The following is a 23,254-nucleotide window of genomic DNA, read 5'->3' on the forward strand; positions in this document are numbered from 1 at the left end:
TCACCTGGTGGTGGGCCCTGGTGCGCCAGAGCGCGGACCGGTTCAGCACTGCGAACCAGCTGGCCCGCAGGGTGGCCGTGCCGGACACCCTCACCGAGGCGGTCACCGCGCACGTCCTCGAGAAGCTGACGCAGCACGAGCGCCAGTACCGCTCGGCTGCCGCCGGCAGCCGAGCGGAGATCCTGCGCCGCCTCGACCCGAGCGTGCCGTGGGTGGTGTCCCTCGCGCGCGAGGTGGTGCGAGATCCGGCGGAGCGCACGGCGGCGGTGGTCGAGGCCGCCCTCGACATCCTCGGCGCGTCACGGCGCCCGGAGGACCGTGCGGCGGTCTTCGACCTCGCGAACCAGCAGAACTACTCGAAGCGAGGCGGAGTCCTCGCCCGGCTCAGCGACCCAATCGAGGCCGAGGAGGCCCGCAGGATCGTCGAGGCCATCGCCGACATGCGGGGACGGGGTGCCGAACGCACGGACTGGGAGCCGGTCGCGAGGCTGCTGCGCCGGATCCCGGCGGAGGTCGCGACGGAGTTCCTCGCCGAACCCTTCCGGCATGGGACCGGCCGCCAGACGCTGCTCGAGGCCGGACTGGTGACCAGCCTCGGCGCCGAGCGGCTGCGCGAGGTGCTGACGGGACTCACTGAGCCGGCCGTGGCCGAGGAACTCCTTCAGCGCGCCGCGAGCGAGTTGCCGCAGGACGATGTCGCCGCCTTCTCGGCGTGGGCCCACGACCGCTACCCGGCCGCGGCGTGCGCCGGCTTTCGGGTGCGGCTCGCCCGCGGCCTGCAGAGCGCCCACCTCCGCGGCGAGGAGCGCCGCCGCCAGGCGCTGGACGGGCTGTGGGCGAGCGCGCTCGCGGGCCACGACGCCGACGCCATCGCTGACGAACTCGTCGCTGCCAGCGGAACGGCTGACCTCGTGGAGCGCGCCGTTGACGTGGACTCGGACCGTGCCGCGCGGCAGCTCGGCGCCGTCGCCGCCGGGATGCTCGCGGTCGATCCCCGCACGGCCGACGAAGCGCGCGTCGGTCAGCTCGTCGCGGACACGGCGCGTGCCGCCCGAGCGCTGAGCCCCCACCTCGCCCCGCACTACTTCGCCGGACTGGTGCGGGCCGCCACGGGCACGCCAGCGATGACCATGCTGCACGGCGACCTGCTGGACGCGGTGCTCGAGGACGGCGACACCATCGCCGCCTTCGCCGCTGAGGGCGGGTTGACGGTGCTCACCGCTCACGCGGCGCGTACCCCCGACCATGCCGCGGCGGTGTTGCTCGCCGCGCGGGCACACCTCAGCGCTGAGGACGCCAACGCACTGCTCGGCATCCACACCGGCCGGCAAGAGCGGCGGCGCCCATCGGACCCGCAGACGGAGACGCCCCCGGCGGGCGTCGACTGGACCACTTCGGACCGTGAGACGTACCTGCAAATCCTGGAGGTAGCCAACGCCTGGCCCGAGGCTGTGTTCGGCGTCCTGTCGCGGGCGCTGGCGGCGCTCGACGAGCCGGAGGCGAGACACCCCACCGCCGAGGTCCTCCGAGCGCTCCTCGCGCACGCGGAGGCGCACGCGCTTGCCGACCACCTGGGCCAGGACACGACCGGACACATCCGACGACTGCTCACCAAGCAGCGCGACCCCGAGGTGCTGCGCGCCACCTACCGGTGGATCCGCCGGCTGGACCTGGACGCCGACGGTGCAGACCTCGGTCGGGCGCAGCTGGTCCTCGCCGCCGACATCAGCCGTGGAGACCGTGATCCCGACCTCCGCGCCCTGCGCATGGAGCTTGCGGAGCGGCACGCGCAGCTGGCACAGAACCTGGCGCTCGACACGGAACAGCGGATCGCGTACCTGCGCACCGCGGCCGATCTCGATGCGGCCAGCGCCCGTGCGGCCGCCGTGCTCCTGGCGTCGTCCCCAACCACGGAGATCCGGCTGGCGGCGGCCGGCGTCCTCGCCGAGACCGCCGGCTCCCCTGACGAGCACGGGACGCTGGCCGACCTCGTGGCGGCCGAGGACCACGCCGAGGTCGCCGAGCTGCTTCAGGCGGCGCTGCACCGGCTCGCCTCGGGCGACGCCGGCGAGGCCCTCCGCAACCTCGCCGAGCTGCTCGACCTGCCAACCACTGGTCTCGACCCGGACGTGCTGATCCCCGACCCGACGCACCGGGACCGGTTCGCGAAGTGGGTCGACATGGCGCGGGCACGCTCAGCCAACAGCCATGACCCAGGGGCTTTCATCGAGGCGGCCATCAACGTCGCCGACCAGATGGTCGACCTCGCCGTCATCGCCGCGCACGACGCCGGGCAGCCAGTCGCGCTCAAGACAGCCCAGGTCGACGCCCTGCGCTCCAACACGGCGAACCGCCCCGAGGCCGGTGCCCTGGTCACCCAGCAGCAGCGCCTCCAGCTGTTCCCGTGGTTCCAGACCGTGGCCGCGCTGCGACAGAAGCGTGCCGCGCATCCCTCCCGCATCGGCACCACCGCCCCACCCCACTTCGTTCCCGACGACGTCGTCGTCGCCCGAGGGCTGCTCCGCGACATCACGGCGGGCTGGATCGAGGACATGCACAAGCACGCTCAGGAAGGTGGGCCGGTACGTGACGACCGTGCCGCCGGAGCGGCTGCGCCTGGCTGAGTGACTGGGTTCCCCCGCGGTCCCCCGGTCCCGCCGCGGATCAGCGGGCCGGCAGGCCGGCCAGCGAAGCGACAGCCAGCGACCTGCTCTGCCCGATGCTGAACAGCACCCGTTCGACGACGTCCGGGGGGCAGCGGTCCCACTGCGTGGCCCAGTCGTGCGCCAGGTCGAGATACCGGGCGTACTGGTCGCTGGTCCACCCGAACTTCCCCCAGCTCAGGTCCAGCAGTCGGTTCAGCGCGATCGCGACGTTGCTGTCGAGGATCAGCGGACGCCGCTTCCCGGCCGGTGTGCGGGCCCAGCCGGCGAGTACAGGAACTTCGTCCCGTACGCCGCGCGCAGGCCGGGGGTGTACGCCGGGCCGCCGACGTCCAGCGCCCGGTAGGCCGCCACGGCGCCGGCCGAGGCCAGTTCGTCGGCCGCCGCCTTCAGCTTCCCGGCTACGGTCCACGCCCGCTCTCGGTCGCCGGTGAAGATCTTCCGCGGGCGGGCCGGCCGCTTACCGCTGCCCCACGCGGCGGCGGCCACGTACGTGTGCAGCGCGCCGAGCGGCTCGGTCGTCCGCTTGCCGATCTGGTGCACGTCCTGCCGGGTGATGAGCCGGTATCCCCCGGTCGTCGATCCGGAGAGACGCGAACTCCGGAGGCAGGAACGCGTCGTCACCGAGGTGCTCGCGCCAATGCTCCGGGTTGAACGCGGTCGCCTGCCCCAGGACCCACGTGGAGCGGTCCGGTGGGGCGCCGGGGAACGGCAGGGGGTGCGCCGGTGCCTGTGAGGGCGGAGCGGCCGCCGGGTCTTCCGCTGTCCTCGCCATGACCGGTGGCGCTATGCGGCGGGTTCGCCGCGCACGCCGGCGGGCCAGCTCGACAGGCTCTGGTGGAACTGCTCGGCCTCCGGCGTCGCGGCGTACTCCAGCAGGTTGCCGACCTTCTCGGCCAGGACGTCCCGGACCTCCTCGGGAGTGGCGAAGAAGAACTCCCGGCGCGGGTTGGCGTGGTTGAGCCGGCGGGCGGCGAACGCGGCGTGCAGCTCGTTCTCCAGCGTCACCGCGTCGTCGGAGAAGTAGAGGGCGTGTACGTCGAACGGGAACGGCACCGACGCGTCGCCGAGTTCGCGGATGCGGTCCATCGGCTCCAGGCGCCGGGTCATGCCGATCTTCACCACCGACTTGCCGAACGCGCCGATGTTGCTGACGACGTAGACGTAGCCGGCGCGGATGTTGGCCGCGCGGTAGTCGTTCTCCTCGATGGCGGCGTCGATGGCGGCCAGCCGGTTCTCGATGTCGGCGACGTCGTCCACGGCGCCCTGCGCGCGGAGGGCGGCGAGGGTGTTCAGGTAGTGGGCGCGCTCCTTGTCCAGCTTCTCCCGCTGGGCGGCCAGTTCCTGCTCGGCCTTGCGCTCCTCGCGGAGCCGCTCGCGTTCCTCACGGGCGGCCTCGCGCTCCTCCTGCTGCTTGAACAGGTAGTCGGCGGTCAACTCCAGCTCGGTGATCCGCAGCGCGTGGTACTCCGGGGAGACCCGCATCTCCATCATCTGGCCCAGCCGGGCGATGGTGCCCGCCGCGGTCTCCAGCCGCTTCGTCGCGGCGGCCAGGGCGCCGGCCCGGAGCGCGCGGACGCAGTTGTCGGCCTCGGCGTTGTACGCGCGCAGCATGAGCTTGGAGAAGTCGGCGGTCATGCGGCGGCCGGCGGCGAGGGAGTTGTTGAAGGAGAACCGGTCGGAGGCCTCGATGGCCTTGCCCGCCTTGACCATCTCCTTGATCTGCTCGCGCAGTTCGGCCAGCCGTTCGCGGTACAGCTCGGCGTTCTCCAGCGGGTGGTGGTAGTGGTAGATGCCCACCTGCTGCAGGAGCCGGGCGTCGTCGAGCTCGACGAAGTCGTCGTCGCCAGTGGGGCGCTGCTCCGTGGCCCGGCGCTCGGCCTCGGCAAGCTGGCGGCGCAGCGCGTCGACCTCGGCCTCGAGCTCCCGGACGCGGGCGGTCGCTGCGGGGGGTGGCGGGGCCGCGGATGCGCCGACGAGGACGGTGTCGTCGGGCTCGTCGGGGGCCGCGTGCCGTGAGGGCCGTGGCGGTTCCGGCGCGGGTGTGGGTGCCGGTGCCGGGGACGGCGGCGCGGACGGCGTGGGCGCCTCAGCGACCGGGGGCGGTGTCGGCGCGGTCGGCTGCGGCGGCACCGGCGCCTCGTCGGGCACCCAGAACTCCCATCCGGGAGGGGCCGGCGGCCATGTGGGGTCGGGCACCCAGCCCTCCGGCGGAACCCAGCCGGGCGGCGGGGGCGGCCAGCCTGGTGGGCTGTTGAAGCGGAAGCCGTGCATCTGCGTCGCCTTGTCGTGCGGGCCGGTCAGTGGGCGCGCACGCCGGCGGTGAGCTTGATCGGGGTGAGCGCGTGCGGGTTCTTCGAGACGACCGCGCCGAGGTGCCGCAGCGTCTCGGCCGGCGCGACGCGGCGCAGGTCGATCTCGGCGAACGTTGAACGGTCGACGGCGACGGCGATCAGCGGGGTGGTCGTGTCCTTGCCGGTGGCCGGGTCGACGTGAGCGACCGAGCCGACCAGCGAGATGCTGCCGACCTTGTCGCCCCGGTCGGCCTCCCAGACCTCGTGCAGGGTCCGCAACGTCATGTTGTTGACCAGGCCGGCGTACCGCTCCTTCTGCTCCTTCTGTGTCTGCGTGCTGGAGGTGATCTCGTCGCTGGCGCGGACGTACTTGTACTGCCGCTCGGTGGGCAGGTCGGCCGGCGCGGGGAACTCCAGCTCGATCGACAGCTCCTTGGTGCCGGCGTCGTAGATGTAGGCCGGCGGCCACGGCCACTCGGCCGGGTAGACGGAGTTGCCGAACACGATGCCCAGGTACTCCTCGACCGCCTCCGGCGTGCCCTGCGCGAGGTCGCGGATCAGCTCGTCGAGGGAGGCGTTGGACTCGTCGACCTCACGCTGACGCTGCGCGCACTCGTCGTCGTACCGGGCCTGGTCGGCGGCCAGGTTCGCCTGGCGGGCGTCCTCCGCCTGCTTGTGCTCCGACAGCTGGGCGAGCTGCTGCATCGGGACCGCGGCCGCCGCCTGCTGCCACTGCTGGTACGCCTGGGCGTGTGCCGCCTGCGCGGCGGCAACCGCCTCGGCGTGCTTCTTCTTGCCGCCGAAGACGGCGCCGACGCCGCGGGGCGGCTCGGGCTCGACGTACACCGGCTCCGGCGGGACCTGGATCGGCGCCGGCGGCGGGATCGGGGTGCTGTGTTGGGACTGGAACGGCGGGTGCTCGGCGACCTTGCGGAGCTTCTCGAGGTCGACGTAGTCGTCGACCTCGAGGGTGGCGGACAGAACGTTGTCGATGTCGGCCAGCTGCAGCGCGAGTTCGCCGTTGAGCCGTTCAACCTCGGCCTCCATGGCGGCGATGTAGAGCTGCTTCTGCTCCTTCTCGACCAGCTTCTCGGCTCGCGCGAGCTGCTGCCGAAGCCGCTCCGCCTCGCGCTGCCGGCGGGCCTGGTCGCGCACCGCGGCGGCCTGAGCGCGCTGCCTGTTCTTCTCCGCCACAGCAGCCTGATGTGCCATTTCGGCGAAGAAGCCGCGCCTGCGTGCCATGAGTACTCCCGACGATCCCCGTTGCGGTCCGCTTCGCACGGCTTGGCCACGACGGCCGCCGACCGGGGCCGATCCCGGCACCGAGCGGAACTGTCCGTACACGAAAGCACACGGCGCCGACGAAATGGGGTGGCCGCGGCACCGCAGCGGCGGGTGTGGCGGGTGAAGCGCGCCGCCCCCGCCGCGGGTCGTGTCGACTCGTGCGGTAAGAGAAGTCCGTGCCGGAGGCGTGGCGGGGAGGTGCTGCGGCCGGGCGTGGGCCCTTCGTTGCCGCCGTCGTCGCGGATGAGGTGAACCGTGCCGGCGGGCATGCGGAGGCGTTGGGCTGGGTGCTCGCCGACCTCGCCGCGGGCTGGCCGCTGCGCCACGACTACGGGCCCCTGACCGCGGCGGTCGCCGGGCGACCGGATGTGGTGCGGGCGCTGGTCGCGGCCCCCGGGTTCGTCCCGGCCGGGTTGGCGGCGGTGTAGCTGCGCTCGAGGCACCAGCCGAGAAGCTCAGCAGCGCCGCCCGGTGCCGGTTGTAGGTGGTCGCCGCCGCGTCGGCCCAGCGCTCGAGCAGCTCGTCCTCCAGCTGCTCGGTGGTCACCGCGGCGACGTCGGTGTCGGCGCCGACGACGTTGGCCAGCGCGGCCAGGGTGCGGCCGTAGGCGTTGCGGGTGGTCGGCTCGAAGGCGTCCCGGCGCAGGAACCGGCGGGACGCCTCGGCCAGCGTCATCGGGCCGGCGGCGCGGTGCAGCCGGGTCACGGTGCTCATCGGGGCAGGCTCCCTGTTCCCACAGTGGCGTGGTGACTGTCGAGGCCGCCGGGGCGCCGTCCGCCAAGACGTTGACCGGCGCGCAGGAGCGAGCGGACCTGGTCGCGGGTCAGCCGGTCGTCCTGCGTCATCGGGGGTCTTCCTCCGGGCGCGACTTCAGCCGTAGCTCCGCCGGTGAGATGTCCCCGCCGTTCGGCCAGACCACGGTGCCCGCCTCGGAGTCGACGGCCACCGTGGCGAACACCGTCGGATCCCGCAGCGGCTCGAACACCGGTCCCCACAGGTACGGCTCGGCGTCGATCGTTGTGACCAGCCCGTCGGCCCATGTCAGCTCGAGCACGTAGCCGTGCAGCACGCGGACGCCAGTGACGTCGACGAACCGCTCGCCGCTCACGGTTCGTCTACTGGTTGGTCGTCGAGGACCGAGGGCGGGACCTCGTCCCAGCCGCAGGCAGGCGTGCGCTCGTTGCGGAGCGCGGGGCCGACGCACCGAGGGCAGCTGTCCTCGTCGCCGGTGTCGAACTCCATCGGCAACTCGACCTTGACCGCGGCGCCGCAGAGCGCCGTCTTGTAGACCAGCGGGGAGGTGAGGAACTGCGGGCGAGACAGCCCGCGGTCCGCCCGGGTCACCTGCACCGCGTGTACCGGGGCGAACTCGGCCGGCAGCGCCGGGTCGATCTGGTGGTCGACGGGGTCGCGCTTCTGGTCGAAGCGGCTCAGCCCGCTGCGGTACGTCCGGCGGTACTCCTCCGTCATGGCGGGACACGTCCTCATTCAGAAGCCCGCGACTGTCCAAGATGTCGTAGATCTCGTCCCACTGCGCGCGCCAGTCCGCGATCTCCTCGGCGAGCAGCCAGATGAGTCGGGCCCGGTGGATCGCCACTGTCTCGTCGCCTTCGGCCCCCACCGCCGACAGCGGCACTGCCGGCTGAACGGGAAGCCCGGCATCCGCCAACAACCACCTGTCCATCGCAGGCTCGGCCGCCCCCTCATCGCCATCGAGGTGTCCGCCAGCGATCAAGGCGACCCGTGCCCGATCAGCCGCCGTATCCAGGCACGGCTCGCACACGAACACCCCTGTCACCCCCCTCTTGAGCCCACAAGACGGGCAAATCCACCGAAAAGCATTGGTTTCCACGGGACCTCCTCAGACGAACCGGACTGGGCGACTGCCGCAGGCCACGACGAAATCTGTCCGAGCCACCGAGCGATGCGCAGTAGCCGCCCCTGAATGCCGGTGGAAGTGCCGGCTGCCCAGATAACGACCCCCTTGAGGTCGTTATCTGGGCAGCCGAACGACACTCCCGCCCAACGGCACTCGGCACGATGGTCGGTGAGCCATGGCAGCATCCGCGGCGTGACAGCCCGGCGCCTGAGCCAGCACCAAGGGCGGAGGGATGCGGCCGCCCTCGAGCGCCGGGTCGCGCTCTGCCCGCCTGCCACCCGTGGCCCGCTCGGCGACAACCGATGACGGCACTCGACCCCCTGGTCATGCTCTCGACCGGCATGCACGGTCAACCGGGGGTCTACGCGCTGCTGCTCGGCTCAGGCGTCTCCACCGGCGCCGGCATCCCTACCGGCTGGGGTGTAGTCACCGAGCTGGTCCGCCGAGCGGCCGCGGCCGCCGCACCGGGCGACCCGGAGGCCCCGGGTCGCGCCGCTGCGGACCCCGAGGCCTGGTGGGCGGAGCATGGCGACGGGCAGGAGCTGGGGTACTCCAACCTGCTCGCCGCCCTAGCGCCGACGCAGGCCGCCCGGCGCGACCTGCTCGCCGGCTTCTTCGAGCCCACCGACGACGACGCCGAGCAGGGGCTGAAGGTTCCTGGCCCGGCCCACCGGGCGATTGCCGAGCTGGTCAAACGCGGACTCATCCGGGTGGTCCTGACGACAAACTTCGATCGGTTGATCGAGCGGGCACTCGAGGACGCCGGAGTGCCGCCCCAGGTGGTCTCCCGATCCGACGCCGTCGCTGGCATAACACCGCTGCCGCACGCCCGCGCGACAGTGGTGAAACTGCACGGGGACTACGCCGACCTGCAGTCGCGCAACACCGTCGAGGAACTCAGCGACTACCCGCCGGAGTGGAACGCGCTCCTCGCCCGTGTCACCGACGAGTACGGGCTCGTGATCAGCGGGTGGTCGGCGGACTGGGACGTGGCCCTCGTACGCGCGCTCGAGGCGGTGCCGTCGCGGCGCTACCCGCTGTACTGGGATGCACGGAGCAGCAAGGGCGAGGCGGCCCAGAGGCTGCTGGCCCAGCACCGCGGGCAGGTCATCACCGCCGATTCCGCCGACGACCTGTTCGGTCGGCTGGTCGCCAGCGTGGAGGCGCTCGAGCAGCTCACCGAGCCGACGCTGACTACAGCAATGGCCGTCGCACGCCTGAAGCGGTACCTGCCCGACCCGGTGCGGCGGATCGACCTACACGACCTGGTCATGAGCCAGGTCGAGCATGTCGTCGAGCGTGTCGCCGTACAGCCGCTCCAGGTGCAGGGGTTCGGTCCCACGCGGATGGACGAACTCCTCGAAGAGCACCGCACCAACACCGAGCCGCTGCTCCGACTACTGACTACCGGCGTCGCGCACGACCGGCAGGGCGACCACACCGACCTGTGGCTCGCCGTCCTGCAACGGCTGATCCAGGCCCGGACCGCACCGGCGGGTCCCTTTAACGACCACCTCGACCGGATCCGCCACTACCCCGCACTGCTCGCGCTGCGGGCCATGGGCCTCGTAGCCCTGCACGTCGGCCATGACGACGTGCTGCTGCGCCTCTTCACCGAGCCGGCGTACCGAGACAAGTACTCGAGCAACACACGCATCCCCGCCGTTCACGCCCTCCACGACATGAAGCTGTTCAACACCGACCTCGTCAACCTCTTCCCGCGGTGGAACGGGCAGCGCTGGCTCTACCCGATGAGCCACCTCATCCGTGGAGACCTCCGCGAGCCACTGCGTGACTGGATCCCCTACGACGACGACTACACCCGCACCTTCGACTCCTACGAGTACCGCGCTGCGCTCGTCGTTCAGACCACCCAGCACGTGCCTGGGGCCTACAAGGCCGCTCCGGGCGAGTACATCGGCGAGTGGACCTGGACCGACGGCAAGCCCGGCTCGGAACATGACTTCCTTGCGACCCTCGACCGAGCCGACGACAACTGGCCATGGTGGGGAGTCGTCGGCGGACGTGAGGGCCACCAGCAGGTGCTCGACGGGCTGCGGGAGGTGCTGGCCAAGCTCCAGCGCTGGTGACGCGCCGCGATGGCCCGACACGCCCGACGGGTCGACTAATCGCCGCTTTCGATGACGCCGTGGACGGTCGGCGGCGGTGCAACGCTGAGCGAGACGCCCGCCCGGGGCACGTGCCGCGATCCCGCTGGCGCGACCGATGACCTATCCGTCGCCGCGGGTGCGCGGCCCCGACCCGCGGGCGGGCGACACAGACGCCTGACGTGCCGGTTGTCCGGGATGCATGATCGAGGTCATGTCGCAGTCGTCGCTGTTCGGTGCCGGGGTGCACCCGGACCTGCCAACCAGCTTCGTCCACTTCACCGGACGGCCCCGAGGCGCCGGCGACAGGCCGCCACCGTTCGCCGCGGACGGGGCCGAGGGCCGACTGCTGCAGATCCTCCAGCAGGGACTCTTGCGGGCCGCGTCAACGTGGGGAACCACTGGGCCGGTGGTCTGCGTCTCCGAGTCCACCGAGAATGCCATCAAGGTGATGCTCAGCACCGGCGTGACCACCCGTGGGCCCTACGAGCCGTGGGCGCTGCTGCTCGACCGAGACGCGCTGATCGAGCGCGGGTTCCGGCCGGTCTGGCACATGTCGGAACAGTCACTCCAGGTCACGAACCACCTCCCGGCCCTCTTCCGGGACCTCCGGGTTAGGTATCAGCCGGGCGAAGCGGACTGGCTCGCCGAGCGCGAGTGGCGCCTGTGCTGGGGGGACACTCCCCTCGAGGACGGCCGAGTCCCGGCGCTGAAGTTGACCGGCTTGCTCACCGGCGTCATCGTCGGCCGCCGCGGCTGGACACCGCCCTCCATCACCATCGCCGAGGAATCGGTCACGACGACGCCCAACGGCTCGATCACGAGCACCACGACCGCGTCGATGCAGTTCGCCACCAGCTGCGACGCCGTGCCCCGCCTCTGGTGGAACGGGGAGGAGCTCGTCGACGACGGCGTCTTCGACGTGAACAGCCAGATCGTCCGGGAGCTCGTCCGCCCTTGGGAGTAGTCGGCGGAGCGCGTCGGCAGTCACCTCTACGGTGAGGTCGTGGCGGGGGATCCGGACGGCGCGCGGCGCACCCTCGCCGCGTTCGCCGACCGAGCCGCGGCGATCATGCGCACCGCCGCGGCGCAGCGCGAGGATCTCGCGACCGTCGGTTCCACCATGAACATCTTGGTCCGCGTCGGCCAGCGCGAGCACCGCATCGAGCGGACCCACCTGCCGGAACCCGAGCTCATCCAGGCCGCCGTGATGCTCCGTCCCGTGGTCTTCCTTCAGAAGGATCCTGTCCAGATCGGGAAGGTGCTCAATGCCGTGGGCCTGCTCCTGCTGGACGCCCCGCAGCCGGTTCGCGACTACCTCCGTGATGTCCAGCGCCAGGTGAACAAGCTGCTGAAGGCGGAACGGTGGGTGGTGATGGTCGGTGGCCCCGGGGCTCCCGAGCCGACCCGGCTGACTGACGTCGAGATCGCCGAGCTGTGGTTCGACGCGCACGTCTGGCACAACGACATGGACAAGCAGTGGGCGCTGAAGCACATCTCCGAGGACGAGTGCCTGATCAGCGCTTCCGTCTGGGTCGGTCACCGAATCCTGCTGGTGCGAGCCGTGCAACAGTTGATCGCCGACCTTCGCCAAGCCGGCCACCTGAGCGGCTGACCGCTCAGACGCTGCGGCCCGCGTGTTAGCACTGCCCCGCTCGTCAGGCGGCGGGAGGCGAGTCGGGCAGGGGCCACGGGACCGCGATCGTCCCTGCCAGCGAGATCCACCACTCGGCAAGTCCGCCCGACCGCTGGATGTAGCCCAGCTCCACCGACGGCCCCCGCGGCTGCTCGTGCGTGCGCATGAGCGGCATCGACAGGGCGTACTCGCTGGCGGGGATCTCCTTCCGCGATGGGGCGTCGCGGGCAGCGAGCAGATCTCGCCGGATGACGTCCGCGCGCGGTGTCTCCGGGATGGCTCGCAGGTCCAGGCAGGCGGCGAGGTAGGCGTGCTTGAGGGCTGCCAGCTTGTAGAGGCGAGGGTTCGGCGGCGTGAACTGCAGCGAGAACTCCGGCCCCTTGAGCATCGGTTCGGCGTCAGGGTGCATCGGACCGTCGATGATGAGCGCGAACTTGCCGTCGGCAGTCCGACGGTGGAGCAGCCGCGGCAGCTTGCGCGCACCGACGATCGCGTCCGAGGTAGTCGTCGTGTGCCGGAAGGCGTCGTCGCGCCAGTCGGTCAGCTCGGCTTCGACCCGTCCGAGGTCGTTGTTGCACGGGGTGCAGATGCGGGTCATCGGCCGTCCACCCAGGGCGGCGGGCGGGAGGTGTTCGGCGCTGGTGGGCTCGGGGCCGAGGCAGATCGGGCACCGGTCGAAGTAGTGCGCCTCGATCTCGCGGACGATGTGGAACCGGTGGTCGGTCGATCCTTCCCGCGGCGCGTGGACCACCTTGAGCAGCTCGCCGTCGTCGCCGACCACCGCGAGCTTCCGAACCGGGATGTTGCCCCGCCGCCGCCGCGCGGAGTCCCCTCCTTCGCTCTCGCTGATTGTGCCTGACCACACGGAAGGCAGTGTGCCAGCGGACGCCGTGAGAATGGTGACCAGAGCCGGGCGATCGTCACTGTCCGACCGGCGCGCTACGTTCCGACAGTGACCACGAAGCCGCGCACACCGCGCTCCACTCCCCCAGCGGGAGAAGCCGGTGGGACGGCTCCCACTTCACGGTGCCCAAGTCCCCCCTCGGACACCAGCTGATGCACACCGATCGGGTATCGCTCTACACGGTTCCGCGTGGCAGGACCCATCTGTGCTCGAAGTCGAGTACCTCGGCAGCAATCTCGAAGTCGCTGTCGTAGTGCAGGACCGTCAGTCCGTGCTCAGCCGCCAGCACAGCGGTCAGCAGATCAGCGATGCCTACCGCTCGGTGCCGCCCGGTGAGAGCCAAGGCGCGCTGCGCGTCGAACGCGCCCTGCCAATGACCGTCGTCGGTAGGCAGGTACTCGTATGCCTCTCGGCGGTCAGCCCGCACCTGCTCGTACTCCGCCGGGCTGCGAGCGCTGTAGAAGGCCTCGGCATCGAGAGTGGCGCAGGTGGCGGCCAAGCCGCCGGTGATGAGCGGCTCCAACCGGTCCGCGACTTCGGTCAGCCGCATCCGAGCCGCCGCGCTGGTGTCGATGAGGAACCGGGCGATCACCGCCACACGTCAGCCCGCTCGGCCGGCTCCGCCATCGCCTCGAGTCCGCCTTCGCGAAGCCATGTCACCTGTCGGGCGCGCGCAGCTGCACTCGCCGCCTGCGCCAGCGCAGCCCGGACCGTGTCCGACACCCCCGTCGTGTTCAACTCGCGCTGCGCCCGAGCCAGCAACTCGTCATCGAGGTCGATCAAGCGCTTCGTCACGGTGGGCCCCTTCCTCGCCGGTATATGCGATCTGTGCGAAGACCATATACATCCAACGTGGAGGGATCGGGGTCTCCGGTTCTCGACTCGCCCGCCATGGCTACGAGGACAAGGCCGGAAGGCGTGTGCGTATGTAGCGTGTCGCCCCTCGGACACAGCGAAGTGGGATTCGACCCACCTCATCGACGCAGAACCACGCTCTGCGTCCACGACCGCCACGGTCCCCGCCGACCCCGGTTCGGCAACCATCCCTCCCACCGCATCTGCGGCCGTCTCCGACGAGGCAGCGCTGCGCCGCGTGCTGGGAGCGACTGCCGAGCCGGCGGCGGCACGGACGGTCCGGGCAATGCCCAACGCTGCTCCCCCGAAGCCTGCGGCCGCGCGCCGCCGGGCCGCCGCACCCCACGACCCACCCCGACTGCCTCCACGCCGGCCGCGCCGGCCCGGACCGCATCCGCGTCGACCTCCCCGGCACTGGCCGGGCTGCCCGCCTCCTTCGCCGGGATCGGGGCGCTTCTCGCCGACGCCGGCGAGCGGGTGCCCGCCGACGCGCCCACCCTCACCGCCGCGGCCGGGTCCGGCGGAGGCGTGGACCTCTCCGGCATCTGGACGCTGGACGCCGCGATGGCGGCCGCGCGCAGCAACACCGTGCTGCGCGCCCTGGACGGCAAGGGCCGCCTGATGCTGCCGCTCGAGGCCGGCGCTGCGGCGCGGGTGCCCACAGAGCGCGGCGGCGCGATGCTCACCGTCTTCCTGCCCGGCGCCGCCGAGGGCCCGCGGCCCAACTTCGCCGTCGCGCCGGTGCGCTACAGCTGGATGCCGCGGGTCAGCGCGCCGTCGACGACGAGATGGGTCCCGGTCGTGAAGCTGGAGACCGGGCTGGACAGGAAGACGGCGGCCTTCGCCATCTCGTCCGGCCGGCCCATCCGGCCGGTCGGGTTGAGCCCGAGGGCCATGCCGTAGAGGTCGGGCAGGTCGTTCTCGGCGCTCTGCCAGAAGCCGTTCTCGAAGTAGGTGTTGCCGGGCGAGACGACGTTGGCGCGCACCCCGCGGCCGGCCAGTTGGAAGGCCAGTCCCGAGATGTAGCCGACCAGCGCCGTCTTCATCGTCCCGTACGGGCCGGCGGCGAAGTCGGCTTCCCGGCCCGAGACGCTGGAGATGGCGACGATCGACCCGTTGTCGCTGGCTTCCAGGTGCGGCAGCGCCGCCTTGGCCAGCCGGACCGTGTGCATCAGGTCGACCTCGAAGGAGGTGTACCAGTTCTCCTCGGTGTCGGGCACGGCCAGCGCGCTGACGTTGGCGACGACGGCGTCGATCCCGCCGAGCCGGTCCGCGGCTGCGTCCACCCACGCGATGAGCGCAGGCGCGTTGCGGACGTCGAGCTGCACCCCGCGGACCCCGGAGCCGCGGCCGGCCAGCGCCGTCTCGGTCATCTCGATCTCGGCGGCGTCCCGCGCGCAGAACTCGACGACGGCGCCCTCGTCGGCGAACGCCTCGACGATCGCTCGCCCGATGCCCTTGGTGCCTCCCGTGACGAGCACCCGGGAGCCGTTGAGGTGGAGATCCATCCGGTTCGTACCTCCTTGGTCAGTGAAGCTGCTGAGCGCGGGAACGGAGCTCGGCGTGCAGGCCGCCGTAGGCCGAGGCCGACGGCAGCAGGGACTTGCGGGCCTTGACGACGGCGCTGTAGCTCGCGTCGACGACGTTGGCGATCGGCACCTCGGTGATCTGCGAGAGCAGCTGGTAGGCGTCCATCCGGTGCAGGCCGTAGAGCTCGCCGAACCAGTGCACGAGCTCGGCCTGGCCGATCCGCCAGGCGTCTTCCAGCGGCCGGCTCGAGCCGACCGTCATCCAGTGGGTGTCGTCCTCGAGGCGCGGCCAGGCTGGTGCGCCCCCCTTGATCAGCTCGACGATCAGCGTCGTCGTCATGGCGCCCTCGACGGCGGTGCCGCAGGCCTCGCCCTCGCCCTGGCGGTAGTGGCCGTCGCCGATCGAGAACAGCGCGCCCTCGACGTTGACGCCGAGGAAGCACGTCGTTCCGGCGCGCATCTGCGGGGTGTCCATGTTGCCGCCGAACCGCTCGGGCACCAGCGAGCTGCGCACCTCTCCCCCGGGCGGCGCGACGCCGACCGTGCCCAGCATCGGCTCGACCGGCAGCTCCACGGCCAGCTCGGTGTGCTGGGCCACGAAGGTGACGGTGTTCCTCGCGCGGTCCAGCTCGTAGATCCAGGTGGTGTCCGGAAGCGGGTCCTGCAGGGTGGCGGTGCGGTCGGTGCTGGTCAGGCCGCCGAAGAACGGGATCGCCGCGGAGGCGCCGAAGTCGCGCGCCGGCTCGAGGGCGACGAGGTGCAGCGCGAGGGTGTCGCCGGGTTCGGCACCCTCCACGTAGAACGGACCGGTCTGCGGGTTGACGTAGCGGAGGTCGACCTTCTCGCTGGAGAGGTCCTTGACCGACCGCAGCGCGCCGCAGAACGCGTCGTCGGACCACAGCCGCAGCGCCGTCCCGGGCTGGATGCGGCGCAGCGGGGCGACCCCGCCGAAGGTGAACGCGTACTGCTCGAACGTGGGCACGATTTCGACGACGTCCATACGCCACCCTAGGAAGACGCAGGTCCGCGCGGCAATACTCAGGGCCGCAGCCGGGCCTTGCCCGCGAGCTCGGCGACGGTCGTCGCGCCGAGCAGCTGCATGGTGCGGGTGATGTCCTTGGTCAGGATATCGGCGACGCGCTGCACGCCGCGCTCGCCGCCGGCCATGAGCCCGTAGAGGAACGCCCGACCGACGAGGCAGCCCCGCGCCCCCATCGCGACCGCGGCGACGACGTCGGCGCCGTCGAGGATCCCGCCGTCGACGTACACCTCCGCGCGGTTCCCGACGGCCTCCACCACGGCGGGCAGCAGCTCGAGCGGCACCGGCGCCCGGTCGAGCTGCCGACCGCCGTGGTTGCTGACGACGACGGCGTCGGCGCCGGCGTCCACGACGGCGCGGGCGTCGTCCACGCTCTGGACGCCCTTGACGATCAGGGCACCCGGCCACGACGCCTTCAGCTCACCGATGTCGGCGATCGTGGCGGCCGGCTCGAAGACCCGGTCGACCAGCTCGGCGACCGTGCCGCCCCACGTCTGCAACGAGGCGAACTCCAGGGGCGGGGTCGTGAGCAGGTCGATCCACCAGCGCGGGTGGACGGCGGCGTTCGCGAACGTGCGCAGGGTCAGCGCGGGCGGGATGGAGAAGCCGTTGCGGACGTCGCGCAGCCGCGGCCCGGCAACCGGGGTGTCGACGGTCAGCACCAGCGCCTCGAAGCCGGCCGCCTTCGCCCGCTCGACCAGGGCGCGGCTGGCGTCGCGGTCGCGCCACAGGTAGAGCTGGAACCACTTCCGGGCGCTGGGTGCGGTCTCGGCCAGCACCTCCACCGACGTCGTGCCCATGGTCGACAGCGCCATCGGGATGCCGCTGCGCTCCGCGACGCGGGCGACCGCGCCCTCTCCCTCGGCGTGCATGAGCCGGGTGAAGCCGGTGGGGGCAAAGGCCAGCGGCAGGGCCGACGGTGCGCCGAGCAGCGTCGTCGTCGGGTCGACCACGCTGACGTCGCGCAGCACGTTGGGCAGGAACTCGACCCGCTCGAACGCCTCGCGGGACCGGCGCAGCGAGATCTCCGCGCCCGCGGCTCCGTCGGTGTAGTCGAACACCGCCTGCGGCACGCGTTGGCGGCCGATCTTCCGGAGGTCGCCGACCGTCGCCGCCCGGGCCAGCCGCCGATCGAGCGCGTCGCCCGGCAATCGGCGCAGCCGGATCAGCTCGGAGAACTCCGACCACCGTGGAACCCGTCGCTGGGGCACGCGTACACCCTGCCACCTGGCGCCGCAGCCGGTCGATCCTGCGCCGCCGAGAGACCACATCGCCACGGCTCCGGGGAGCGCCACCGCGCCCTACCCCGCACGGCGGCTCGCGGTCGCCTGAGCGAAGTGTGTGCGTATGTAGCGTGTCGCCCCTCGGACACAACGAAGTGGGACGCGTCCCACCCTCCTTCGGGTGAGAATCCCGCAGATCGGCCGAATCCGAGCGCCGCTGGCGAAACGCCCGGCACAGCTGCGGCCATGCCACGACCCGCACCACCGGCCCCGCCACACGCCCGACGCCGCCGGCCAGTCCGCGCGCACGCGCCGCTCCTCGCTTCATGCGGCCACCGTGCCCGCCGTCGCCGCCCCGGCAGTCGGCCCGTCCCTGCCCGACGGCTGGGCGTTCGGCGGCAGCGCACCGTCCACCGCGGAGCTCAACGAGCTCTGGCTGAACACCGACCTGCTTCGGGAGCGCAACCAACGTCCGCCGGGCGCCGCCGACTTCAGCCCGCTGCACGCCCACGCCGCCGAGCCGGCGCCGGCCCGCACGGAGCTGACCTTCACCAAGCTGGACGCCAAGGACCGACTCCCGCTGCCCCTGTGCCCGGTACTCGACGCGCAGCTGCCGGCCGAACGTGACGGCGGTGTGCTGGTCGACCGATGCCACTGCCGCCCCCGGTGAGCAGGACGACCGAGCCGGTGAAGTCGAACGACGCAGTAGCCCCGAACGGATTCTTCCGGTCGTCACCCACGTCACCAACAGCAGCACGACGAATGGCCGCAGGCCGCCGCTACCTCGTCCTCGGCGTCCTCGCCCCACCCCGAGCACACAGCGCTCCCCAGGGGCGGTGCCGCAAAACTCCAGGTGACGTGTAGACCGAGCACGTCGAGCAGTCGGGCCGCGCCGCCCTCTCCAGGTGTTCCAGATCACACCGCGACGTGTCACACTCCACTCCGCACGATCTGTTCTAGACCATGCTGAACCCGTTCGTGATCGCGAGCGGGCGATTCGAACTGGAGGCCGCAGGAGTGAAGACGCAGGGCGCAATCATCCGACAGGTACCGGGGCGCTACGAGACGGCGGAACTCGAGCTGGAGGAGGCGGGTCCGGGCGAGCTCACCGTGAAGATGGTGGCCTCGGGGTTGTGCCACACCGACGATCACATCGCCACCGGCGACATGGAGTACGGGATCTACCCGGTCTGCGGCGGTCACGAGGGTGCCGGCGTCGTCGTCCAGGTCGGCGAGGGCGTCCGTGGCTGGTCCGAGGGTGATCACGTCGTCTTCTCCTTCCTGCCGTCCTGCGGGAAGTGCCGCTGGTGCGCGCGGGGCATGCAGAACCTCTGTGACCGTGGTGCCGGGCTGTTGAACGGCTCACGGCTGGACGACCCGGCGAGCTTCCGGATGCGCCTGGACGGGCAGCCGGTCGGGCAGATGTTCGGTATCTCGACCTTCAGCCAGTTCACGACCGTCGACGCGGACAACGCCGTCAAGGTGCCGGTCGACGCGCCGCTGGAGAGCCTCTGCCTGCTCGGATGCGGAGTCGGCACGGGGTGGGGGTCCGCAGTGAACCTCGCCGACATCTACCCCGGGGACACCGTGATCGTGATGGGGATCGGCGGGATCGGCATCAACGCCGTCCAGGGCGCCGCGCACTCCGGCGCGGGTCAGGTCATCGCGGTCGACCCGGTGGCGTTCAAGCGCGAGAAGGCGGTGGAGTTCGGCGCCACCCATGTGGCCGAGAACATCGAGGATGCGGCCGAACTGGCCAGCACGTTCACCAACGGTCAGGGAGCCGACGCCACGATCGTCACCGTCGGGGTGACCACCCCCGAGCACGTCTCGCAGGCGTTCGCCTCCATCCGCAAGGCAGGCACGGTGGTCGTGACCGGGGTCGGCGACATCACTCGGACCGACCTGTCGCTGTCCATCGGTGAGCTGACCATCTTCCAGAAGCGCCTGCAGGGGTCGTTGTTCGGCGGCTCGAACCCCACTGCGGACATCCCGTGGCTCGTCGACCTCTACATGCGGGGCCAGCTGAAGCTCGACGAGCTGATCACGCACCGGTACACGCTCGACCAGGTGGCGCAGGGCTACGAAGACATGCACGCAGGCAAGAACATCCGAGGCGTCGTCGTCTTTGACGACTAAGGGGGCCTATCGAGCCCGCTGGTGTCTGGCAGGCTCGGCGCCGGTAGCGGCCGGTGGGTCAGCACTCTCGACGACGGGAACCGGTGGATTCCCGTGCTCAGATCGTGCGCCCACCGGTCGTGACGGGGCCTGATCGCTGCTGGAATGAGGTGTCCCGGAGTTCGCCGGTGAGCACTTGACCATGAGTCCGCTGGCTGTCTCCCTCCGCGCTGCCGAACGCGGAGCCGAGGCCAGAGGGGGCGCGGATGTTGTTCGTGGGTGACGACTGGGCCGAAGACCACCACGACGTCGAGGTGCAAGACGAACAGGGCGCCGGCTGGCACGAGGCCGGCTGCCCGAGGGCATCGCCGGGCAGACTCGGGTTGCCTGAAACCCGACCCCCCTACGACGAGGACGCCGCCTGGACAACCTCCACCCCTGCCGCGGCCCGACCCCTCACGCCTTGGGATGTCCAGACGGCGGCCGGCCGCATTCGGTGGGTGCCGGGTGCGGCCGACGACCGACAGCCCTCCGTGCCCTCACACCGACCTCGCCGAGTGCCGGGTGACGGTGCCCGGATCGGGCTGCCAGTAGTCGGGCAGGGCGCTCAGGAGCGGGGACGGTGAGCAGTCGAGCTCACGGATCCCGAGGAGGTGTGGCGTGCCGCGCCGCCCGGAGCCCCCCGCCTGATCACCGACGCGAGCACGATGTGCTTCGGCGACGTCCGGGAACGCACCGATCGGCTGACCAGTGGGCTCCGCTGTGTCGGGCTGGTCGCACCGGCTCGCAGGGCTCAGCATCCACGCCGGCGGGCCCTCCGCTCCTGCAGCGTCGTCCTGACGGCCGCCAACCGCCGCCGGACGGCGTCCCGGACCGCGGCGACACCGATCGACAGCGCGCCCGGGCCGGCGCCGACATCCGGCGGCTGACCCGTCCGCGCAGTCTCGTCGAGGGCGTGCGCGAACTGCTCGAACATCCTCTGGCTCACGTCACCGGCCAGCGCGCGGCCGAACTGGGCGATCCGGCCGGAGAGGAACACCGCGGCGTCGGCGCGTAGTTCGGTGCCGCCGTCGGGGGTGGCCGTCGCGCGCAGCCCGATGTCGGCGGCGGTGCGGTTGCCGCCGGTGTCCGCACCCTGGGCCAGCAGTGCCAGTCGGTGCAAGCTCTCGTCGCGCTCGGTGATGCGCGCTAGCCCCCGGAACGCCAGCCGCACCGGGCCGAGAGCCACCGTGGCCCGGCCCCGGTAGCGATCGTCGCCGAGGTCCTCGGTCATCTCCGCACCCGGCAGGCAGCGGGCCAGCCGGTGCACGTCGGTCATGACCGCCCAGATGTCGTCGAGCGGGCTGGTCAGCAGCCGGGTGACCTCGACGGTGATGGTGGGGGTGCCGGTCGGCCGGGTGATGTCGGTGGGCACCGCCTCCTCGGCGTCCCCCACCGGCGCCGCTTCCGGAGCTGCCGCGGTGGCGGCGCCGCCGCGGCCGACGAGGGTGCGCGGCGCGCAGTTGCGAGGTGCCGGCACACCCTCGGGGTGCGCCTCGGCGACGTCGGCGACCGCCGCGAGGATGCCGCGGTAGCCGGTGCACCGGCAGATCACCCCGGACAGCTCCTCCGGCAAGCGCTCGTCGTCGACGCCCGGCTCGTGCGTGAGCAAGTCATAGGAGCTCATCAGGAAGCCCGGCGTGCAGAAGCCGCACTGCAGCGCGTGGTGGTGGCTGAAGGCCTGCTGCAGCGGGTGCTGGTCGTCCTGGGTGCCCAGCCCCTCGACCGTGACCACGTCGGTGCCCTCGGCCTGCACGGCGAAGACCAGGCAGGCGCGGGCGGCGTCGCCGTCGACGAGCACCGTGCACATGCCGCACACGCCGTGCTCGCAGCCCAGGTGCGTGCCGGTCAGGCCGAGGTGCTGGCGCAGCGCGTCGGCCAGGTGCATGCGGGCCGGAACCCGGATGGTCACGGGCGTTCCGTTCACCGTGAACGAGACGTCGATCAGCTCGTCCGCGGCGGCCTTCACCGCGCGCTGGTGCTCGGTGGTGGTCATGAGGTGCTCTCCGTTGCTCGGCGGTTGGCGCGGGCCAGCTCCCGGGCCGCGAGGACGGCGAACAGCCGCCGCCGGTAGCCCTGCGAGCCGTGGGCGTCCCCCGCCGTGTCGACCATCACCCGGGCCAGCTCCTCGGTGCCCGGGCGCAGCGCGGTCTCGACGTCGGCCTCCCCGGCCGCGGCCCGGACCAGCTCGGTGACGTCGCGGGTGACCGGGCGGTCGGAGACGCCGAAGCCGGAGAGCACCGCGTCGGCGACGGAGCCGTCCCGGGAACGGACCCGGGTGACGACGCCGGCCAGCGCGAAGTCGCCGTGCCGGCGGGCCAGCTCGGCGAAGCCGAACCCCTCCCCCGGCCCGGCCGCCGGGAACTCCACGGCCGAGAGAATCTCGTCCGTGCCGACCGCGGTGGTCATCGCGCCCTGGAAGAAGTCGGCCGCGCGCACGGTGCGCCGGCCGCTGGGTCCGGTGATCTCCAGGGTCGCACCCAGGCAGAGAGCGACGGCGGGCAACTCGGCGCCCGGGTCGGCGTGCGCCAGGCTGCCGCAGACCGTGCCGCGGCTGCGCAGCTCGCGGTGCCCCACGAAGGGCAGCGCCAGCCCGAGCAGCGGCACGGCGGCTGCCGCGGAACTGCGCTCCACGTGCCGCTGCCGGACCGTGGCACCGATCCGCAGGGCGCCCTTGCGGCGCTCGAACCCGTCGAGGCCGACGACGGCGTTGATGTCGACGAGGGTGCCCGGCCGGCCCAGGCGCATCGCCAGGACCGGCACCAGGGATTGCCCCCGGCCAGCACCTTGCCGTCACCGTCGGTCGCGGCCAGCTCGGCGACGGCGTCGTCCAGCGTGGCCGGGCGCACGTAGGCGAACGGGGCCGGCTTCACTCAGCTCACCGCCCGACGAACTCGGGCTTGCGCTTCTCGCCGAACGCCTTCACGCCCTCGGCGAAATCCTGCGTCGCCCGCAGCATCGCGTAGGCCTTCCGCTCCAGCTCGATGCCGGTGTACAGCGGGCCGTCGATGCCCCGGTCGAGCACCTCCTTGCCGGTCTGCAGCGCGATCGGCGAGAAGCCGAGCAGCTTGGTCACCAGCTTCTCCACGCCCTCGTTGAGAGCGTCGCGGTCGGCGAAGAGCTCCTCGGAGACCAGGCCCCAGTCGAGCGCGTCCTGCGCCTGGATCCGGGTGGCGGTCAGGATGTGGTATTTCGCCCGGGAGAGACCGATGAGCCGGGACAGCCGCTGGGTGCCGCCGCTGCCGGGGATCATCCCGAGGTTCATCTCCGGCAGCGCGAACTGGCTGCGGTCGGTGGCCAGCCGGATGTCGCAGGAGAGCGCGAGCTCGAGGCCGACACCGAAACAGTAGCCGTCGATGGCCGCGATGACCGGCTTGCCGCTGCGCGCCGGGGCGGTGATGTCCTGGCCCAGGTGCGAGAGGTCGATCGGGTCGACCTCCATGAACCCGGCGATGTCACCGCCGGAGGTGAAGTGCTTGCCATCGGACCGGATGACGACGGCGCGCACCCGCTCGTCCCGGTCGATCTCGGCGAAGCGCTCGGCCATCCTGGCCCGCATCTCCATCGTGACGACGGTGTAGCCGCCGTGGGAGAGGGTCAGGTAGGCGACCTGGCCGTCGTGGCCGTGGTCGAGCAGGACGTCGCCACCGGTCGTGGGCATGCGGGAGCTCCTCGGTTGAAGG

20 protein-coding genes and 1 pseudogene are annotated in these 23,254 nt (G+C 71.8%); 7 read left to right on the forward strand and 14 right to left on the reverse strand.

Annotated elements, in window-relative coordinates; all coding sequences use genetic code 11:
* Nucleotides 1-266 precede the first annotated feature (266 nt).
* Nucleotides 267-2,624, forward strand: coding sequence for a hypothetical protein (locus E9549_RS04065; protein ID WP_236825303.1), 2,358 nt, complete (start codon nt 267-269; stop codon nt 2,622-2,624).
* A 40-nt stretch (nt 2,625-2,664) separates the two neighbouring features.
* On the opposite strand, the pseudogene E9549_RS24435 reads toward E9549_RS04065, so the two are convergent.
* From E9549_RS24435 to E9549_RS04080, 3 genes and pseudogenes are all read right to left on the reverse strand, one after another.
* Nucleotides 2,665-3,287 (reverse strand): annotated as a pseudogene (locus tag E9549_RS24435) (hypothetical protein).
* 162 nt (nt 3,288-3,449) lie between these two features.
* On the reverse strand, nt 3,450-4,862 hold the full coding sequence (locus tag E9549_RS23980) for a DUF4041 domain-containing protein (RefSeq protein WP_236825305.1): 1,413 nt from the start codon (nt 4,860-4,862) through the stop codon (nt 3,450-3,452).
* A 101-nt stretch (nt 4,863-4,963) separates the two neighbouring features.
* The gene (locus tag E9549_RS04080) at nt 4,964-6,199 is read right to left on the reverse strand and encodes a hypothetical protein (RefSeq protein WP_236825306.1); all 1,236 of its coding nucleotides are present in this window, start codon (nt 6,197-6,199) and stop codon (nt 4,964-4,966) included.
* A gap of 290 nt (nt 6,200-6,489) precedes the next feature.
* Between E9549_RS04080 and E9549_RS04085 the strand changes: the two genes are divergently transcribed.
* Entirely contained in the window at nt 6,490-6,669 is a 180-nt protein-coding gene (locus tag E9549_RS04085; protein ID WP_236825307.1) for a hypothetical protein, read from the forward strand.
* A gap of 413 nt (nt 6,670-7,082) precedes the next feature.
* Here the strand turns inward: E9549_RS04085 and E9549_RS04090 are convergent, their stop codons facing one another.
* A complete protein-coding gene (locus tag E9549_RS04090) occupies nt 7,083-7,349 on the reverse strand; it encodes a DUF2442 domain-containing protein (RefSeq protein WP_236825308.1) in 267 nt (88 codons plus the stop codon).
* Nucleotides 7,346-7,711 carry a hypothetical protein gene (locus E9549_RS04095; RefSeq protein ID WP_236825309.1) on the reverse strand — a complete coding sequence of 122 codons (366 nt, stop codon included), beginning with the start codon at nt 7,709-7,711 and terminating at the stop codon, nt 7,346-7,348. Before E9549_RS04095 ends, E9549_RS04090 begins: the two co-directional genes overlap by 4 nt.
* A 711-nt stretch (nt 7,712-8,422) precedes the next feature.
* Here E9549_RS04095 and E9549_RS04100 point away from each other — a divergent pair.
* From E9549_RS04100 to E9549_RS04110, 3 genes are all read left to right on the forward strand, one after another.
* Entirely contained in the window at nt 8,423-10,210 is a 1,788-nt protein-coding gene (locus E9549_RS04100; protein WP_236825310.1) for an SIR2 family protein, read from the forward strand.
* 232 nt (nt 10,211-10,442) lie between these two features.
* Nucleotides 10,443-11,195 (forward strand): hypothetical protein, encoded by a 753-nt coding sequence (locus tag E9549_RS04105; RefSeq protein ID WP_236825311.1) that lies wholly within the window; start codon nt 10,443-10,445, stop codon nt 11,193-11,195.
* Nucleotides 11,196-11,234: 39 nt separating this feature from the next.
* Nucleotides 11,235-11,843, forward strand: a complete 609-nt coding sequence (locus tag E9549_RS04110) for a hypothetical protein (RefSeq protein WP_236825312.1) — start codon at nt 11,235-11,237, stop codon at nt 11,841-11,843.
* Nucleotides 11,844-11,886: 43 nt separating this feature from the next.
* Here E9549_RS04110 and E9549_RS04115 read toward each other — a convergent pair whose 3' ends face one another.
* The 6 genes from E9549_RS04115 to E9549_RS04140 form a co-directional block, all read right to left on the reverse strand.
* Complete coding sequence (locus E9549_RS04115) at nt 11,887-12,729, reverse strand: HNH endonuclease (RefSeq protein ID WP_236825313.1); 843 nt, start codon at nt 12,727-12,729, stop codon at nt 11,887-11,889.
* Between the two features lie 214 nt (nt 12,730-12,943).
* Nucleotides 12,944-13,360, reverse strand: a complete 417-nt coding sequence (locus E9549_RS04120) for a PIN domain-containing protein (RefSeq protein WP_236825314.1) — start codon at nt 13,358-13,360, stop codon at nt 12,944-12,946.
* Nucleotides 13,357-13,563, reverse strand: a complete 207-nt coding sequence (locus E9549_RS04125) for a DUF2191 domain-containing protein (RefSeq protein WP_236825315.1) — start codon at nt 13,561-13,563, stop codon at nt 13,357-13,359. Before E9549_RS04125 ends, E9549_RS04120 begins: the two co-directional genes overlap by 4 nt.
* A gap of 806 nt (nt 13,564-14,369) precedes the next feature.
* Nucleotides 14,370-15,131: an SDR family NAD(P)-dependent oxidoreductase gene (locus E9549_RS04130; protein ID WP_236825316.1), complete on the reverse strand. Its 762-nt coding sequence runs from the start codon at nt 15,129-15,131 to the stop codon at nt 14,370-14,372.
* A gap of 19 nt (nt 15,132-15,150) precedes the next feature.
* Nucleotides 15,151-16,152 carry an acetamidase/formamidase family protein gene (locus E9549_RS04135; protein ID WP_236825317.1) on the reverse strand — a complete coding sequence of 334 codons (1,002 nt, stop codon included), beginning with the start codon at nt 16,150-16,152 and terminating at the stop codon, nt 15,151-15,153.
* Between the two features lie 38 nt (nt 16,153-16,190).
* Entirely contained in the window at nt 16,191-17,402 is a 1,212-nt protein-coding gene (locus E9549_RS04140; protein WP_236825318.1) for an alpha-hydroxy acid oxidase, read from the reverse strand.
* 349 nt (nt 17,403-17,751) lie between these two features.
* Between E9549_RS04140 and E9549_RS04145 the strand changes: the two genes are divergently transcribed.
* Together E9549_RS04145 and E9549_RS04150 are read left to right on the forward strand one after the other, a co-directional pair.
* A complete protein-coding gene (locus E9549_RS04145; RefSeq protein ID WP_236825319.1) occupies nt 17,752-18,084 on the forward strand; it encodes a hypothetical protein in 333 nt (110 codons plus the stop codon).
* 293 nt (nt 18,085-18,377) lie between these two features.
* Nucleotides 18,378-19,553: an NDMA-dependent alcohol dehydrogenase gene (locus E9549_RS04150; RefSeq protein WP_236825320.1), complete on the forward strand. Its 1,176-nt coding sequence runs from the start codon at nt 18,378-18,380 to the stop codon at nt 19,551-19,553.
* Between the two features lie 772 nt (nt 19,554-20,325).
* Here the strand turns inward: E9549_RS04150 and E9549_RS04160 are convergent.
* From E9549_RS04160 to E9549_RS04170, 3 genes are all read right to left on the reverse strand, one after another.
* Nucleotides 20,326-21,567 (reverse strand): 2Fe-2S iron-sulfur cluster-binding protein, encoded by a 1,242-nt coding sequence (locus tag E9549_RS04160; RefSeq protein ID WP_236825321.1) that lies wholly within the window; start codon nt 21,565-21,567, stop codon nt 20,326-20,328.
* Complete coding sequence (locus E9549_RS04165; protein ID WP_236825322.1) at nt 21,564-22,334, reverse strand: xanthine dehydrogenase family protein subunit M; 771 nt, start codon at nt 22,332-22,334, stop codon at nt 21,564-21,566. Before E9549_RS04165 ends, E9549_RS04160 begins: the two co-directional genes overlap by 4 nt.
* Nucleotides 22,335-22,449: 115 nt before the next feature.
* Entirely contained in the window at nt 22,450-23,232 is a 783-nt protein-coding gene (locus E9549_RS04170; RefSeq protein ID WP_236825323.1) for an enoyl-CoA hydratase/isomerase family protein, read from the reverse strand.
* Nucleotides 23,233-23,254: the final 22 nt, after the last annotated feature.

This window comes from Blastococcus sp. MG754426 (assembly GCF_021699055.1).
GTDB lineage: Bacteria > Actinomycetota > Actinomycetes > Mycobacteriales > Geodermatophilaceae > Blastococcus.

Bases quoted from the DNA above. Each gene is read 5' to 3' on its own strand.
- E9549_RS04080 (WP_236825306.1), bottom strand. From the start codon at position 6,199: ATGGCACGCAGGCGCGGCTTCTTCGCCGAAATGGCACATCAGGCTGCT.
- E9549_RS04095 (WP_236825309.1), bottom strand. From the start codon at position 7,711: ATGACGGAGGAGTACCGCCGGACGTACCGCAGCGGGCTGAGCCGCTTC.
- E9549_RS04100 (WP_236825310.1), top strand. From the start codon at position 8,423: ATGACGGCACTCGACCCCCTGGTCATGCTCTCGACCGGCATGCACGGT.
- E9549_RS04105 (WP_236825311.1), top strand. From the start codon at position 10,443: ATGTCGCAGTCGTCGCTGTTCGGTGCCGGGGTGCACCCGGACCTGCCA.
- E9549_RS04130 (WP_236825316.1), bottom strand. From the start codon at position 15,131: ATGGATCTCCACCTCAACGGCTCCCGGGTGCTCGTCACGGGAGGCACC.
- E9549_RS04135 (WP_236825317.1), bottom strand. From the start codon at position 16,152: ATGGACGTCGTCGAAATCGTGCCCACGTTCGAGCAGTACGCGTTCACC.
- E9549_RS04150 (WP_236825320.1), top strand. From the start codon at position 18,378: ATGCTGAACCCGTTCGTGATCGCGAGCGGGCGATTCGAACTGGAGGCC.
- E9549_RS04160 (WP_236825321.1), bottom strand. From the start codon at position 21,567: ATGACCACCACCGAGCACCAGCGCGCGGTGAAGGCCGCCGCGGACGAG.
- E9549_RS04170 (WP_236825323.1), bottom strand. From the start codon at position 23,232: ATGCCCACGACCGGTGGCGACGTCCTGCTCGACCACGGCCACGACGGC.